The organism is Sphingopyxis granuli, from assembly GCF_001559015.1.
In the GTDB taxonomy this organism is placed as follows: Bacteria; Pseudomonadota; Alphaproteobacteria; order Sphingomonadales; family Sphingomonadaceae; genus Sphingopyxis; species Sphingopyxis granuli.
Genome location: NZ_CP012199.1, coordinates 3,707,982 through 3,723,420 on the forward strand (window position 1 = coordinate 3,707,982; position 15,439 = coordinate 3,723,420).

General features: G+C 67.9%; 13 protein-coding genes. 6 read left to right on the top strand and 7 right to left on the bottom strand.

What is annotated here, in order from left to right:
- Positions 1-54 precede the first annotated feature (54 nt).
- Complete coding sequence (locus tag SGRAN_RS17075) at positions 55-1,479, top strand: WS/DGAT/MGAT family O-acyltransferase (RefSeq protein ID WP_067185661.1); 1,425 nt, start codon at positions 55-57, stop codon at positions 1,477-1,479.
- A 21-nt stretch (positions 1,480-1,500) separates the two neighbouring features.
- Here the strand turns inward: SGRAN_RS17075 and rbfA are convergent, their stop codons facing one another.
- From rbfA to rimP, 6 genes are read right to left on the bottom strand one after another with little or no spacing between them, the layout of a single operon-like run.
- Positions 1,501-1,902: a 30S ribosome-binding factor RbfA gene (gene rbfA / locus SGRAN_RS17080; RefSeq protein WP_067185663.1), complete on the bottom strand. Its 402-nt coding sequence runs from the start codon at positions 1,900-1,902 to the stop codon at positions 1,501-1,503.
- Positions 1,892-2,311 (bottom strand): PaaI family thioesterase, encoded by a 420-nt coding sequence (locus SGRAN_RS17085; RefSeq protein ID WP_067185665.1) that lies wholly within the window; start codon positions 2,309-2,311, stop codon positions 1,892-1,894. The genes rbfA and SGRAN_RS17085 overlap by 11 nt, the downstream gene beginning before the upstream one ends.
- Before the next feature lie 12 nt (positions 2,312-2,323).
- A complete protein-coding gene (gene infB, locus SGRAN_RS17090) occupies positions 2,324-4,858 on the bottom strand; it encodes a translation initiation factor IF-2 (RefSeq protein ID WP_067185666.1) in 2,535 nt (844 codons plus the stop codon).
- A 17-nt stretch (positions 4,859-4,875) separates the two neighbouring features.
- Positions 4,876-5,634 carry a DUF448 domain-containing protein gene (locus SGRAN_RS17095; RefSeq protein ID WP_067185668.1) on the bottom strand — a complete coding sequence of 253 codons (759 nt, stop codon included), beginning with the start codon at positions 5,632-5,634 and terminating at the stop codon, positions 4,876-4,878.
- Complete coding sequence (gene nusA, locus SGRAN_RS17100) at positions 5,615-7,255, bottom strand: transcription termination factor NusA (RefSeq protein WP_067185670.1); 1,641 nt, start codon at positions 7,253-7,255, stop codon at positions 5,615-5,617. Before nusA ends, SGRAN_RS17095 begins: the two co-directional genes overlap by 20 nt.
- The gene (rimP, locus tag SGRAN_RS17105; protein WP_067185672.1) at positions 7,255-7,800 is read right to left on the bottom strand and encodes a ribosome maturation protein RimP; all 546 of its coding nucleotides are present in this window, start codon (positions 7,798-7,800) and stop codon (positions 7,255-7,257) included. Before rimP ends, nusA begins: the two co-directional genes overlap by 1 nt.
- 322 nt (positions 7,801-8,122) lie before the next feature.
- Here rimP and dmeF point away from each other — a divergent pair, with 322 nt between their 5' ends.
- The 5 genes from dmeF to SGRAN_RS17130 all read left to right on the top strand — a co-directional run bounded on the left by dmeF (position 8,123) and on the right by SGRAN_RS17130 (position 13,579).
- A complete protein-coding gene (dmeF, locus tag SGRAN_RS17110; RefSeq protein ID WP_067185673.1) occupies positions 8,123-9,061 on the top strand; it encodes a CDF family Co(II)/Ni(II) efflux transporter DmeF in 939 nt (312 codons plus the stop codon).
- A gap of 79 nt (positions 9,062-9,140) precedes the next feature.
- Positions 9,141-10,967 (top strand): gamma-glutamyltransferase family protein, encoded by a 1,827-nt coding sequence (locus SGRAN_RS17115; RefSeq protein WP_067185675.1) that lies wholly within the window; start codon positions 9,141-9,143, stop codon positions 10,965-10,967.
- A gap of 55 nt (positions 10,968-11,022) precedes the next feature.
- A complete protein-coding gene (locus SGRAN_RS17120; protein ID WP_067185676.1) occupies positions 11,023-11,817 on the top strand; it encodes an ABC transporter ATP-binding protein in 795 nt (264 codons plus the stop codon).
- 191 nt (positions 11,818-12,008) lie between these two features.
- Complete coding sequence (locus SGRAN_RS17125) at positions 12,009-13,148, top strand: cell wall hydrolase (protein ID WP_237233552.1); 1,140 nt, start codon at positions 12,009-12,011, stop codon at positions 13,146-13,148.
- A gap of 44 nt (positions 13,149-13,192) precedes the next feature.
- A complete protein-coding gene (locus tag SGRAN_RS17130; protein WP_067185677.1) occupies positions 13,193-13,579 on the top strand; it encodes a VOC family protein in 387 nt (128 codons plus the stop codon).
- A gap of 59 nt (positions 13,580-13,638) precedes the next feature.
- Here the strand turns inward: SGRAN_RS17130 and SGRAN_RS17135 are convergent, their stop codons facing one another.
- Positions 13,639-15,363: an ATP-binding protein gene (locus SGRAN_RS17135; RefSeq protein ID WP_210434248.1), complete on the bottom strand. Its 1,725-nt coding sequence runs from the start codon at positions 15,361-15,363 to the stop codon at positions 13,639-13,641.
- Between the last annotated feature and the right edge of the window lie 76 nt (positions 15,364-15,439).

Genomic DNA, 15,439 nt, shown 5'->3' on the forward strand with positions numbered 1-15,439 from the left:
ATCGCCTGTCATGCTGCGCACAAAAGATGCAGCATGTTGGGGAGAGAGCTGCCTATGCGTCTGATGCCAATCAGCGATGCGATGTTCCTGGTGGGAGAAAGTCGCGAGATGCCGATGCATATCGGCGGCATCAACCTCTATACATTGCCCGATGACGTCGACGAGACCGAATGGCTGAACGAGCAGCTCGCGCTGCTGCGACAGCCGGAGGGACTGAGGCGACCGTTCAGCGAGGTGCTGAAGCTGACGCCGCTCGGTCAATATGGCCCGATCCGGCTCGAACCCGACCGCGACATCGACATGCACTATCATGTCCGCGCCGCAGCACTGCCCAAGCCGGGGCGCTATCGCGAGATGTTCGAGCTCGCTTCGCGCCTCCATTCGGGGCTGCTCGACCGCACCCGCCCCCTGTGGGAGATGACGCTGATCTCGGGCCTGCCGAACCGGCAGATCGCGACCTTCAAGAAAATCCACCACGCGCTGATGGACGGCGCGGCGAGCATCCATTTCTACAATTCGATGCTGACCCCCGACCCGAACGAGCGGCGCATCGCGTCGCCGCTGTCGGTCGAGGCCTATGAAGCCTACAAGCGCAAATTCCCGATGCCGAAGAAGCCGCCGCGGCCCAGCCTGACCGACATCACCGCGATCGGCGATTTCCTGAAGGAACAATGGGGCAACAGCGTCGGGGTGACCAGGGCGCTCAACCAATATGTCGCCGCAATGTTCGGCATCGGAGGCGACGGCCTCGCCACGCCTTTCGCCGGCGTCCCGCGCACCAGCTTCAACCGCAACATCACCGGCGCGCGGCGCTTCGTCGCGCAGAGCTGGTCGCTCGACCGGGTGCGCGCGTTGGGCAAGGCCTATGACGGGACGATCAACGACGCGGTGCTCGGCATGTGCGCGGGAGCGATGCGCAAATATCTCCAGTCGCTGAACGAGCTTCCCGACAAGCCGCTGAAAGCGATGGCACCGGTGTCGATCCGTCCCAAGGACGACATCGATTCGGGCAATTCGGTCGCCTCGGTCACCGCCAATCTGGCGACGCACATCGACGACCCCGCGGCGCGGATGGCGGCGATCCAGGAATCGATGAACTCGGCGAAGGCCCAGCTTCGCGCGATGACCGCGGCGCAGATCCAGCTCTATACCGCGATCACCAGCTTCCCGATGATGCTGACCGCGCTGACGCGCACAGCCGACAAATTCCCCGCTTACTCCGCGACCATCTCCAACGTGCCGGGGCCGCGCGAGCAGATGTACTGGAACGGCGCGCGGCTCGACGGCATGTACCCCGCGAGCATCCCGGTCGACGGCATGGCGATGAACATCACCCAGGTGTCGAATTTCAGGAACATCGACTTCGGCATCACCGCCTGCCGCCGCAGCGTCCCGCACGCGCAGCGGATGATCGACTATCTGGAAGAGGCGCTGGTCGAACTGGAGGAAGCGGCGGGGATCCGGAAGGGGAAGAAATAGCCTTCGCGGGGGCGACGGTGGTTATTCGGCCTCGGACTCGCCCAGATCGCGTGCCACCTTCGGGTCGCGCAGCAGTTGGTCGATGTGGCTCGCCTCGTCGAAACTTTCGTCGGGCAGGAATTTCAGCTTCGCGGCATATTTCATGCGGATGCCATGCGCGACCTCACGCTGGAGATAGGCGGTGTTGGTGCGCAGCGCCCGCAGCACCGCCTCCTCGTCCCGGCCGAGCAACGGCTTCACGAACACCGTCGCATGGCGCAGGTCAGGCGACATGCGCACTTCGGTGATGCTCACTGGATGGCTCGCGAGCACATCGTCGTGTACGTCGCCGCGCTGAAGGATTTCGCTGAGCACATGCCGCACCTGCTCGCCAACACGCAGCACGCGAACCGAAGGGCCGGACGGGGTTTCGCTATGACGCATTTCGATCAAATTCCATGATGCGCGCGCTCGACGTCGCGCGGGCCAGAAGCTCGCCCTTCTCGTCGAAGAGTTCAGCTTCCAGAAAAGCGACCGATCGGCCGCGACCGACGACGCGCCCCTTGCCGATGACCCGGCCGGGCATCACCGGCTTGAGGAAGCTGACATTGAGGTCGATCGACGCCGGAACTTCGGCGCCGCCGGTCATGCTGACCAGCGCCGGTCCCATCGTGTCGTCGAGCATCGCCGCGACGAAGCCGCCCTGCACCGTCCCGCGCGGGTTGAGCATCTGCGCGGTCGGGTGAAAGGCGATCTCGATCCGCCCTTCGCCCGGATAGTCCGCGATCAGTTCCCAGCCGAGAAGCTGCGCGCAGGGCGGCGCCGGAAACCGGCTGAAAAAACTCTCAGCCATGGGTCGGTCCCCTTACAGCGTCCGTTCGCGTTCCTCGACCTCGAAGACTTCGAGGTGATCGCCCGGCTTGATGTCGTTGGTGTCGGCCAGCACCACGCCGCACTCCAGGCCGGCGCGCACTTCGGCGACGTCGTCCTTGAACCGGCGCAGCGAGGCGATCGTCGTCGCCGAGACGATGACGTCTTCGCGGGTGAGACGCGCGTGGAGCCCCTTGCGGATGCTGCCTTCGAGCACCAGCAGGCCCGCCGCCTTGTCGCGCTTGCCGGCCGGGAAGACTTCCTTGACCTCGGCGCGGCCGACGACGGTCTCGACGCGTTCGGGACCCAGCTCGCCCGCCATCTCCTTCGCGACTTCCTCGGTCAGGTGATAGATGACGTCATAGTAGAGGAAACGAACCTTCTCGCGGTTCGCGATCTCGCGCGCCTTGGCGTTCGGACGGACGTTGAAGCCGATGATCGGCGCGCCGGTCGAGGCGGCGAGCGTCACGTCGCTTTCGGTGATCGCGCCGGCACCCGAATGGAGCACCCGGACGCGGATCTCGTCGGTCGACAGCTTGTTGAGCGCGTTGACGATCGCCTCGACGCTGCCCTGCACGTCGGCCTTGATGACCACCGGATATTCGATGACCTTGGCCTTGTCGGCGAGCGCCGAGAACATGCCTTCGAGGCTGACCGGCGCCTGCGCGGTACGCTTACGGAGCGCCTGTTCCTGGCGATAGGCGGCGACCTCGCGGGCGCGTGCCTCATTCTCGACCACGGTCAGCGTGTCGCCCGCCATCGGGACGCCGCCGAGGCCGAGGACCTCGACCGGCATCGACGGACCGGCCTGCTTGATCTGCTTGCCATGATCGTCGACCAGCGCGCGGACGCGGCCGCTTTCGGCGCCGCAGACGAACACGTCGCCGACCTTGAGCGTGCCGCGGCGGACGAGCACCGTCGCGACCGGGCCACGGCCCTTGTCGAGCTTTGCCTCGACCACCGTACCCTCCGCAGCGCGATCGGGGTTCGCCTTCAGCTCCATGATCTCGGCCTGCAGCGCGATCGCGTCGAGCAGCTTGTCGAGATTGATCTTCTTGAGCGCCGACACCTCGACGTTCTGGACGTCGCCGCCCATTTCCTCGACCACCAGCTCATGCTCGAGCAGGCGCTCGCGCACGCGCTGGGGATTGGCGCCGTCCTTGTCGATCTTGTTGATCGCGACGATGATCGGCACCCCGGCCGCCTTCGCATGGTTGATCGCCTCAATCGACTGCGGCTTGAGCCCGTCGTCGGCGGCGACCACCAGGATGACGATGTCGGTGACATTCGCCCCGCGCGCGCGCATCTCGGTAAAGGCCTCGTGGCCCGGCGTGTCGAGGAAGGTGACCATCGACCCGTCGGGGGTCTTCACCTGATAGGCACCGATATGCTGGGTGATGCCGCCGGCCTCGCCCGCCTGCACGTTCGCGCCGCGCAGCGCGTCGAGCAGGCTGGTCTTGCCGTGATCGACGTGGCCCATGATCGTGACGACTGGCGCGCGCGGCTTCATCTGCTCGGGCGAATCGACATCCTCTTCGTTGCGGATGTCGACATCGGCCTCGCTGACGCGCTTGATCTCGTGCCCGAACTCGGTGACGAGCAGTTCGGCGGTGTCCTGGTCGATCGTCTGGTTGACCGTGACCATCATGCCCATCTTGAACAGCGCCTTGACGAGGTCGGCGCCCTTTTCGGCCATGCGGTTGGCGAGTTCCTGCACCGTGATCGTGTCGGGCACGACGACTTCGCGGACCTGCTTCTCGCGCGGCCCGGAGGACGGCGTCATGTGCGCGCGCTTTTCCTTCTCGCGGGCGCGCTTGAGCGCCGCGAGGCTGCGCGCGCGCGCGCCCTCGTCATCGTTGAGCGCGCGGGTGACGGTCAGCTTGCCCGACTGGCGGCGATGGTCGCCGCGACGCTCGGCCTTGGGCTCGGGGCGCTTCGGCTCCGGACGCTTGGTCTCGACCGGCGTGAAGCGGCGCGGCGCCGGAGCGCTCGCCGGCGCGGCGCGGGGAGCTTCCTCCGCCTTCGCAGCGGGCGCGGGCGCGGCGGGCGCTTCCTCGGCCGGTGCAGCAGGCGCCGGTTCGGCGGTCTCCACAGCTTCGGCGGCCTTCGCCTTTTCCTCGCGCGCCTCGGCGCGGGCCTTTTCCTCCTCGATCGCGCGTGCGCGCGCCGCTTCTTCGCGGTGACGCGCGTCCTCGAGCGCGGCGAGGCGCGCCTCTTCGGCCTCGCGCAGCAGCTGCGCCTGGCGCTCCTGGCGCGTCATCAGGCTGTCGACCTTCGACGCGGCGGGCTTGGGCGCTGGGGCGGGCGCGGCGGGCTTGGGCGCCGGGGCCGGAGCGGCCTTCGTCTCTTCGACCTCGGGCGCCGGAGCAGCTTCGCCCGGACGACCGATCACGCGGCGGCGCTTCACCTCGACCACCACCGTGTTGCGGCGGCCGTGGCTGAACTGCTGCTGCACCTGTCCGGCCTCGACCGTCCGCTTAAGCCCAAGCGGCTTGCGGGTCAGAGTCGGCTTGTCCTGTTCGTCACTCATCGAAACGTCATATTCCTTCAAAAGGCGTCCGAAACGGCAGAATCCGTCGACGCCGCCCCAGTCCCCGCATCGCGGGAATCCGCATCCGGGCCGCGGTTCGCCGCGTCCCTAAACCATCCGGTGAAAAACTGCCAGCGGCTCAAATGCGCCAGCACCCGGTCCGCGGCGCGGGCGTCGGTCAACGCCAGATGCACCGCATTGTCGCGCCCCAATGCCATAGATAGGGCGTCCCGGTCCACCGGCAAGACCATACCCTGCCGGCCCGAGCCTTCGTCGTCGGTGCCGACGCGCCATGCCTGCGCCAGTTTGCGGCGCCCGTCCTCGCCGGCATCGCGGGCGTGGAGCAGCAGGCGCACCTGCCCGCGCCGCGCCGCTTCCTCGATACGGTCGCTGCCCAGGATCAGCGTGCCCGCGCGCGCTTCGAGCCCCAGCCGGTCGAGCGCCGCGCGGTGAAGCTGCGCCTCGATCCGCGTACCGAGATCGTCGGGGATCGCGAAATCCTTCGCATGCAGCGCCCGCGCGAGCCCGCCCCGGAGCTTGCCCTTCACCTGCGCGGCTTCAAGCTCGGCGCGCGGCACGCCGATCCACGCGCCGCGTCCCGGTGCCTTGCCCAGCACGTCGGGCGCGATGACGCCGTCGGGCCCGAGCGCAAGGCGCACGAGCCCTTCGGCCGGCGCCACCGCGCCGGTCACCACACAGCGCCGCTCGGGCGCATGGTCGCCGCGCCTGCCCGCGCGGTCGGTTCGACCTAGCTGATCATTGCGCGGGGTCCGCATCGGCGGCCTCCCCGGCTTGCGACGCGACTTCCGCCTCAGGCGCCGGCTCGTCGTCGAACCAGTGCGCACGCGCCGCCATGATGATCTCGTTGCCCTGCTCTTCCGACAGGCCGTATTCGCCGAGAACGCCGCCGCGATCCTCCGCGCGCTCGGCGCGCTCGCGCGACGGGCCGCGCCGGTTGTCACTGCGCTTCTTCGCGATCAGTTCGTCGGTCGCGAGGTCGGCAAGGTCGTCGAGCGTCTTGATCCCCGCCTTGCCAAGCGTGACGAGCATCGCCTCGGTCAGGTGCGGAATCTCGGCCAGCGCATCCTCGACGCCCAGTTCGCGGCGTTCGGCGCGCGCGGCTTCCTCGCGGCGCTCGAGCGCCTCGGTCGCGCGGCTCTGCAATTCCTCGGCCAGTTCCTCGTCGAAACCCTCGATGCCCGCCAGTTCCTCGAGCGGAACATAGGCGACCTCTTCGAGCTCTCCGAAGCCCTCGGCAACGAGGAGTTGCGCGAGCGTCTCGTCGACGTCGAGCTCTTCCTGGAACATCGTCGAGCGCTCGATGAACTCGCGCTGGCGCTTCTCGCTCGCGTCGGCCTCGGTCATGATATCGATCTGCTTGGCGGTGAGCTGGCTCGCGAGACGGACGTTCTGGCCGCGCCGCCCGATGGCGAGCGAAAGCTGGTCGTCGGGAACGACGACCTCGATGCGGCCGTCATCCTCGTCGATCACAACGCGCTGGACCGTCGCGGGCTGGAGCGCGTTCACGACGAAGGTCGCGGTGTCCTCGGACCAGGGGATGATGTCGATCTTCTCGCCCTGCATCTCCTGCACCACCGCCTGGACGCGGCTGCCCTTCATGCCGACGCAGGCGCCGACGGGGTCGATGCTGCCGTCGTAGCTGATGACGCCGATCTTGGCGCGGCTGCCCGGATCGCGCGCCGCCGCCTTGATCTCGATGATGCCGTCGTAGATTTCGGGGACTTCCTGCGCGAACAGCTTCTTCATGAAGTCGGGGTGCGCGCGGGACAGGAAGATCTGCGGCCCGCGGTTCTCGCGGCGCACCGACAGGATCAGCGCGCGGACGCGGTCGCCGACGCGCATCAGTTCGCGCGGGATCTGCTGGTCGCGGCGGATCACGCCCTCGGCGCGGCCGAGGTTGACGACGATGTGGCCGAACTCGACCGACTTGACGACCCCGGTGATGATCTCGCCCGCGCGGTCCTTGAACTCTTCATACTGGCGCTCGCGGTCGGCTTCGCGCACCTTCTGAAAGATGACCTGCTTCGCCGACTGCGCATCGATGCGGCCGAGATCGACCGCGGGCAGCGGATCGACGATGAAGTCGCCGATCTTCGCATCCTTCTGAAGCTTTTGCGCGGCGGCGAGGTCGACCTGCTTGAAATAGTCGTCGACCGCCTCGACCACTTCGACCACCCTCCAGAGACGAAGATCGCCGGTCTGCGGGTCGAGCTTGGCACGAATGTCGTTCTCGGCGCCGTAGCGAGCGCGCGCGGCACGCTGGATCGCTTCCTCGATCGCCTCGATGACGATCCCCTTGTCGATCATCTTCTCGCTGGCGACGCTGTTGGCGATCGCGAGCAGTTCGGCCTTGTTGGCGGAAATGGCAGTGGCCATCAGTCCTGTCCTTCTTCTTCCATTTCGTCGGCGCCCTCGGTCGAGAGCGGAACGGTTGCGGCAATCAATCTGTCGGTGAGCACCAGTTTCGCCGTGTCGATCGCGTCGAACGGCAGGCGATGCTCGACCTCTTCCTTGTCCACTAACGTCACGACATCGCCGTCGATGCCGATCAGCGTGCCGTTGAAGCGCTGGCGCCCGTCGCGCTTTTCCTTGAGCGCTATCTTCGCCTCGTGCCCCGCCCAGTCGGCGAAGTCGGCGGGCCGCGTCAGCGGCCGGTCGATGCCGGGCGACGAGACCTCGAGCCGATAGGCGCCGTCGATCGGATCCTTGCCCGCTTCTTCCAGCGCGTCGAGCCGGTCGGAGATGCGGCGCGACAGGTCGGCGCAGTCGTCGATGGTGAGCTGGCGCGTGTCGGGTCGTTCGGCCATCACCTGCAGCGTCGGGTCGCTCTCGCCGCCGAAGAAGGCAACGCGCACGAGCGCGAGGCCCATCGCCTCGGCTTCGGGCGCGATGATCGCGTTGAGGGCGTCGAAATCGACCAACTGATGATCCCAAACCGGACGACCGGAAAACCCATGCGGGAAAAGCCGCCGCGGCCCGCGGCCCCGACGTCCCAACTGGCTAACCATGTCAAGAAGTGGGCTGCATATAGGCCGATGCGGGGGCGACGGCAAGGGGGAATGACAAGGGGCGCCGTTCGATCTTCATCCTTGTCCCGCCTGCGGATATCGGGCAGGTCCCTGTCCCATGGCGCATGCCCGCACGAACAGGGATCGACTTCTCGCGCGCGTCCGGCGCACTGCCGGACAGACAGCAGCGCGCGCGACCGCGATCCGCGGCCACGCTCGATAGGGAGCGCGCCGCATGTCGCTCGACAGCGAAATCGACACGCTCACGCACAATCATGTCTATCTGGGCGCGCGGCACGACGAAAATGCCCGCCGCACCCTGTGGGTCGTGCTGCTGACCGCGGCGATGATGGTGGCGGAGATCGCCGCGGGGCTCGCCTTCGCTTCGATGGCGCTGCTCGCCGACGGCTTTCACATGGCGACCCATGCCGGCGCACTGGGCATTGCGGCGCTCGCCTACGCCTATGCGAAGCGCCATGCGACGAGCGGCCGCTACAGCTTCGGCACCGGCAAGGTCGGCGACCTCGCAGGTTTCGCCTCGGCGCTCGTGCTCGGGATCGTCGCGATCGGCATCGCGTGGGAATCGCTGACGCGGCTAGTTGACCCGCGCCCGGTGGCCTTCGTCGAGGCAGCCGTGATCGCCGCGATCGGCCTTGCGGTGAACATCGTCAGCGCGCTGCTGCTCGGCCACGGCCATGACCATCATCATGACGAGCACGCGCATGATGGACATGCGCATGGTGAAAGCGAGCCCCACGACCACGACAATAATCTGCGGTCGACCTATCTGCACGTGCTCGCCGACGCCCTGACCTCGGTGCTCGCGATCGCGGCGCTGCTCGGTGGGCGCTATCTCGGCTGGGCGTGGCTCGACCCGGCGGTCGGGATCGCCGGATCGATCGTCATCGCCATCTGGTCGTGGTCGCTGATGCGCGACACGGCCTCTGTGCTGCTCGACGCTACCGACCCGGCGCTGGAGGCCGAAATCCGCGGGCATGTCGAAGGTCCGGGCGACGCACGCATCGTCGACCTGCACGTCTGGCGGCTCGGTCCCGCGGCGCACGGCGCGATCATCAGCGCGGAAGGGATTGATCGCGACACCATCCGCGCGCGCGTCCGTCCGGTGCACGAAATCGCGCATCTGACGATCGAGATACGGCCAACGCACGGCTGAGCGATCCGCCGGGCGGACATTCGCACCTTGCCATCACCCACCGACGGCGCAACAAAGCCTTTTTTCGAGGGGATTGTCCATGCGCCGTCGCACGCTTCTCGCCGCCGCCCCCGCGGTGGCCTTCCTGCCCACGGCAGGCACCGCCCAGCCCGCGAAGAAGGATGCGCCGCCGCTGCCGCCCGCGTGGGACGCGGGCGCGGACCGCTTCGTGCGCCCGGATGTCGGCGGCGGCGACCGGCCGGTCGGGGCGAGCTTCGCTTCACGCACGGCCGCATATGGTCTCAGCGGCGCGGCCGGCACCGCGCATCCGCTGGCGACGCAGGCGGGGATCGACATATTGAAGCGCGGCGGGTCGGCGGTCGATGCCGCGATCGCGATCAACGCCTGCCTCGGCCTGCTCGAACCGACCGCGAACGGCATCGGCGGCGATGCCTATGCGATGATCTGGGACCCCGGGCAGCGCAAACTCGTCGGGCTCGCGGGTTCGGGGAAGAGCCCGCGCGGGCTCGACCTCGCGACGGTGCGCGCGCGGGCGAAGCAGGGCACCCTGCCCGCCTATGGCGCGATCAGCGTTTCGGTGCCCGGCGCGGTCGACGCCTGGTGGACGATGCACCAGCGCTACGGAAAGCTGCCATGGAAGGAACTGTTCGAGCCGGTGATCGCCCATGCCGAGGCAGGGGCGCCGGTACCCGACATGATCGCCTGGTACATCCGCCGCAGCCTCGCCGGTTTCCGCCAGCCGGGACGCGAGATCGAGGAGATCGACAATGCGATGCGCACCTATGGCATGGCCGACGGCAAGGGGCCGGCGGCGGGTCAGGTATTCCGCAACCCCGACCTCGCACGCACCTTCCGCCTGATCGCCGAGGGCGGACGCGACGTCTTCTACGAGGGCGAGATCGCGCGCACGATCGATGCCTATTTCCGGCGCATCGGAGGCTGGCTGCGCCGCGAGGATCTGGCGGCGCACCGGTCCGAATGGATCGAACCGCACCGCACCAGCTATCGCGGCACCGACGTTTATGCGCTCGGCGCCAACACGCAGGGGATCGCGACGCTGCAGATGCTCAATATCCTCGAACATTTCGACCTGAAGAGCGCCGGATTCCAGTCGCCGCTGTCGATCCACCTCCAGGCCGAGGCGAAGCGCCTCGCCTATGAGGATCGCGCGCGATATTATGCCGACCCGCATTTCGCCGAGGTGCCGGTCGAATGGCTGGTGTCGAAGGATTATGCCGCCGAGCGCGCGAAGCTGATCCGCCCCGACCGCATCCTGTCGCCGGTCCATCCCGGCCAGGCGCCGAGCCACGGCGACACCACCTATTTCAGCTGCGCCGACAAGGACGGGATGATGGTGTCGATGATCCAGTCGAACTTCCGCGGCATGGGGTCGGGGCTGGTCGCCGACGGGCTGGGCTTCATGTTCCAGGACCGTGGCCAGCTCTTCACTCTGCGGGACGGGCATCCCAACATCTATGCCCCCGGCAAGCGGCCCTTCCAGACGATCATCCCCGGTTTCGCCGCGCACGGAGACACGCCGTGGATGAGCTTCGGCGTGATGGGCGGCGACATGCAGCCGCAGGGGCAGACACAGATCGTCGTCAACCGCATCGACTACGGGCTCGAAATCCAGGCGGCGGGCGATTCGCCGCGCTGGCACCACGAGGGATCGTCGCAGTCGATGGGCGAGGATGCCGAGGGGCTGGGGCCGAACGGACTGCTGCGCCTCGAAAGCGGGGTGCCCGCGGCGACGCGCGCGCGGCTGGCGGAGATCGGCTGGACGATCGGCGAGCCCGACGGCGGGTTCGGCCGCTATCAATGCGTCGAGCATCGCATGGACGGCGACACGCGCGTCTATGCCGCCGCGAGCGAGATGCGCGCCGACGGCTGTGCGCTAGCCTATTGACGGCGGCGGCATTTTCGCTTGCCCCGATGCGCCCCGCCATGCTGTGGGGCGCGCGATGACCATCGACCCACCCCTGCTCGACCTTGCCGATGTCCGCGTCATCGCCGACGAGACGTGCATCCTCGACCTGCCCGCGCTGACCATCGGCGCGGGCGAGAATGCCGCGATCCTCGGCGCCAACGGGTCGGGCAAGTCGACGCTGGTCAAGCTGATCGCGCGCCAGTTCTATCCGCATTACGGCGCGCAGGTCCGCATCTTCGGGCAGGAAAGCTGGAACGTCTTCGACCTGCGGAAGCTGCTCGGTATCGTGTCGGGTGCGATGCAGCTCGATTTCGACGCCGACCCGCCGCTCGAAACGCTCGACTGCGTCGTCTCGGGCTTCTTCGCCTCGCGCGGGCTGTGGGCGCACCAGCATTATACGCAGGCGATGATCGACGCCGCGCGCGCCGCGCTCGAAGAGGTCGGGGCGAGCCATCTGATCGGGCGCAGCATGGCAAGCCTGTCGACGGGTGAGGCGCGGCGCGTGCTGATCGCCCGCGCGCTCGCGCATCGGCCGCGCGCGCTGCTGCTCGACGAGCCCTGCGCCGGGCTAGACCCCGCATCGCGCCACCATTTCCTCGCCATGCTGCGCGACGTCGCGCGCGGCGGCACCACGCTGCTGCTGATCACACATCATATCGAGGAGATCTTGCCCGAGATCGACCGCATCGTGATGCTGCGCGGCGGCCGCCTCCACCGCGACGGCGCCAAGGCCGAGCTGCTGACCGGCGAGGCGCTGACCGGCCTGTTCGGGCTACCGATGACCGTGCGGGCGCGCGGCGAATGGTTCGACGCCGCCATCGAGGCGTGACCGTTGGGGTCGCGCGATAGCACGATGACCCCCGAGACGCGCCGATTTGACAATCGCGCCGTTCCGCCCCATCCGCCGCGCCTGTCCCGCTGCGGGACATGCGGATCGTGCCGCAACACTTTGTTCGCACCTCACGGCATAAGGCGGACCGAATTGCCCCGCACGAATCGGTCGGGCGGATGCCGAATCGGATGATTGACGCGCGCATGAAGCCCGAATTGCACCTGACGGCCCGGTCGGCCTGGCTCGACCCCGCGGCGGCAAGGCCCGCCGGGCCGGGGCGCAATTTCTGGGCAGCGCTGGTCGCGGCGGTGATCGTCGCCAGCCTCGCGCTCGCGCTGTCGAGCGGCGCGGCGCGGCCGCACGGCTTCGGCCCGCATCGCATCACCGTGCCGCTCGATTTCAAGCCCTACGACCCGACACGCTGGGCGGTGATGAACGCCGGCAGCTATGCCGACGCGCTGAAAATCGACCCGACGCTGCCCGATCCCGGCAGCATCGGCTATGCCGACGCCGCCGCGCAGCCGCCGGTCGATCCGGCAACGCTACGCGACGAGGCGTTCGTCGGGCCGCCCGCGAAAAGCTATGCCTTCAAGGGGCTCACCGCGCTCGACCGCGAGCGCGCGCATTACTGCCTGACCGCCGCCGTCTATTATGAGGCGGCGTCCGAAAGCGACGACGGGATGCGCGGCGTCGCGCAGGTCGTGCTCAACCGCGCCCGGCACCCCAGCTTTCCCAACACGATCTGCGGCGTCGTCTTCCAGGGGTCGCAGCGCCCCGGCGTATGCCAGTTCACCTTCGCCTGCGACGGGGCGATGGCGCGCGCGCCGGACAAGGCGATATGGCTGCGCGCGAGCCGCATCGCCTCGGCCGCGCTCGGCGGCTCGGTCTATCCGGGCGTCGGACTGGCGACCCACTATCACACCACCGCCATCTGGCCGCGCTGGGGCAAGAGCCTGGTGATGACCAACATCGTCGGCGCGCATATCTTCCATCGCTGGCGCGGGCGCTGGGGGATGCCGGACGCCTTTCGCGCGCCCTATCTGGGCCATGAGCCGGTGCCCGGCCCCTATCTGCCCGTTGCCGGTCAGCTCGCTGCGTTGCGCGGCAACGGGATGGCGGCGGGACTACCGCCGATCGACGGCGCAATCCAGCCTGCGCCGCTGCCTGGCGGCGCCGCGGCCCCGATGCCGCAGGCGATGGCGCAGACCGGCACCGCCGCCGCGACGCCGACGCCAAGCGCACCGCCGCCGGCCTACACCGACCCGCGGCTCAACCAGTCGGGCCAGATTCGCGAGGAGTTCCGCAAGAGCGGAGAGTGGATTCGCTAGAGCGGCGGAGATATCTTCCGGCCGACACGGCAGGGAGGCTGGACATGGGACATGTGAAAGGCATCGGCGGGCTGTTCTTCCGCGCCCGCGACCCCGAAGCGCTGAGCGCCTGGTATCGCGACCGGCTGGGTGTCGGCGGCGGCTGCACCGCCGACGACAGCGCTCCGGTCAACCAGTGGGTCTGGACCGTCATCGGCGGGCCGCTGGTGTTTTCGCCGTTCCAGGCCGACACGGACTATTTCCCCGCCGACCGCCAGTTCATGATCAACCTGCGCGTCGACGATCTCGACGCCGTGCTCGCGCCGTTCCGCGCCGCGGGCGAGGCCATCGTCACCAAGGACGAATGGGACGACCCGGCTGTTGGCCGCTTCGCCCGGGTGCACGACCCGGAGGGCAATCCGATCGAGTTGTGGGAGCCGCCGGCGGGCTGAGTCCAGCCGCCGCGCAGTCATGTGAACCTCCCCGCAAGCGTGGAGGATATTCGGAACCCTTAGCGCCCCTGGCTGCGCCAGCGCTTGACGATGCGCTCGACCATCTCGGCCTCGCCGCCGGTTTCGCGCCACAGCTTCGAGAAGAGCGGGTCGCCCGAGGCCGGTCGCTTGTCCTCTTCGAGCGTGTCGAGATGGATGCGGATCGGGATCGACACACCCTCGCCGCAGACGATGCATTCGCGGTTGCGCAGCGCCGGGATCGAATCGATGAAGCCGCGCGATCCTTCGGGCATCGCCGCCTTGACGAAATGCTGGTCGCGCTCGTTGTTGAGGCGCATCGAGATGATCGTGCCGCACTGCGACAGCACGCCCTCGGCCAGATCCGACGGGCGCTGGGTGATCAGGCCCAGCGACACGCCGTATTTGCGGCCTTCCTTGGCGATCCGCTCGAGGATCTTGCGCACCGCCTGCCCCTGGCCGACGTCCTTGGCCGGAATATAGCGGTGCGCCTCTTCGCAGACGAGCAGGATCGGTCGCTGCGGCTCGCCGCGCGACCAGATCGCATAGTCGAACGTCAGGCGCGAGAGCACCGCGACGACGACGCCGGTGATGTCCGATGGTACCCCCGACACATCGATGATCGAGATCGGCCGCCCGTCCGAAGGCAGCCGGAATATCTTGCCGATGAAATTCGCCATCGTGTCGGCGACGAGCATGCCCGAGAACATGAAATTATAGCGCGGATCGGCCCGCATTTCCTCGATCTTGCCCTTGATCCGCATGAAGGGTGCCGACGATGTCGCCTTGTCGAGCTTGCCCATCTCGTTGGTCAGGATGCTGAGCAGGTCGGACAGCAGGTAGGGGATCGGCGAATCCACGGTGATCTTCGTCATGCCCTCTGCCAGGCGGTTCTTCATCCGCGCCTGAAGCAGGCATTTGGCGAGCACGTCGCAATCGCCCTGCCGGTCGCGGCCCTCGCTGGTGACGAAGACCTCGCAATGCTCCTCGAAGTTCATCAGCCAATAGGGCATGGCAAGGTTGTCGACGTCGAACAGCGCGCCGGTGCCCTTGAACGCCGCCGAATATTCGCCGTGCGGGTCGACCATCACGATATGACCCTGCGGCGCGAGTTCGCAGATGCGGTGGAGGATCAGCGCGGCGCTGGTCGACTTGCCGGTGCCGGTCGACCCGAGCAGCGCGAAATGCTTGCCGAGCATCGCGTCGACATAGAGCGAACCGCGGATGTCGCGCGTCGGATAGACGGTGCCGATCTCGACATGCGCGCGCTCGTCGGCGGCGTAGATCTGCTTCAGATCGGCGTTGGTCGCGGCATAAACCTGACTGCCGGGGATCGGATAGCGCGTCACGCCGCGGCGGAAATTGTGGATGCGGCCGGTGATCTTCTCCTCGTCGCCCTCGCCGAGGAAGTCGATCGACGCGACGATCAGGCCCTGCCCGCCGTTATGAAGCTGCTGGTCGCGAATGCTGGCGAGCAACCACACATTGCCGACGCGGACCTTGACCTGCGCGCCGACCTGCCCCGCCATCGCGACGGCCGGGTCGGGGGAATTGGCGAGTTTTGCGAGCGTCGTGGCGTCGAGGAGGATGCGCGAGGCCGAACCCGCGATGTCGATGACCTCGCCGATCAGCAGGTCGTCGCGATGCGGCGCCGCGACGGGCGCGGGTGCAGCGGCGGAGGCCGCCACGGTGCCGCCGCCGGCCAGCCGGACGTGTTGCACCGCCGTCGAATCCGCGGCCGGAAAGCCGCTGCCCTGCATATCCATCAATCGCCCCGCCTGCTCTGGTCTGTCCCGCGGGCGATTATCGCATCGGATCGTAAAGAAAGCGCTTATGCCGCGC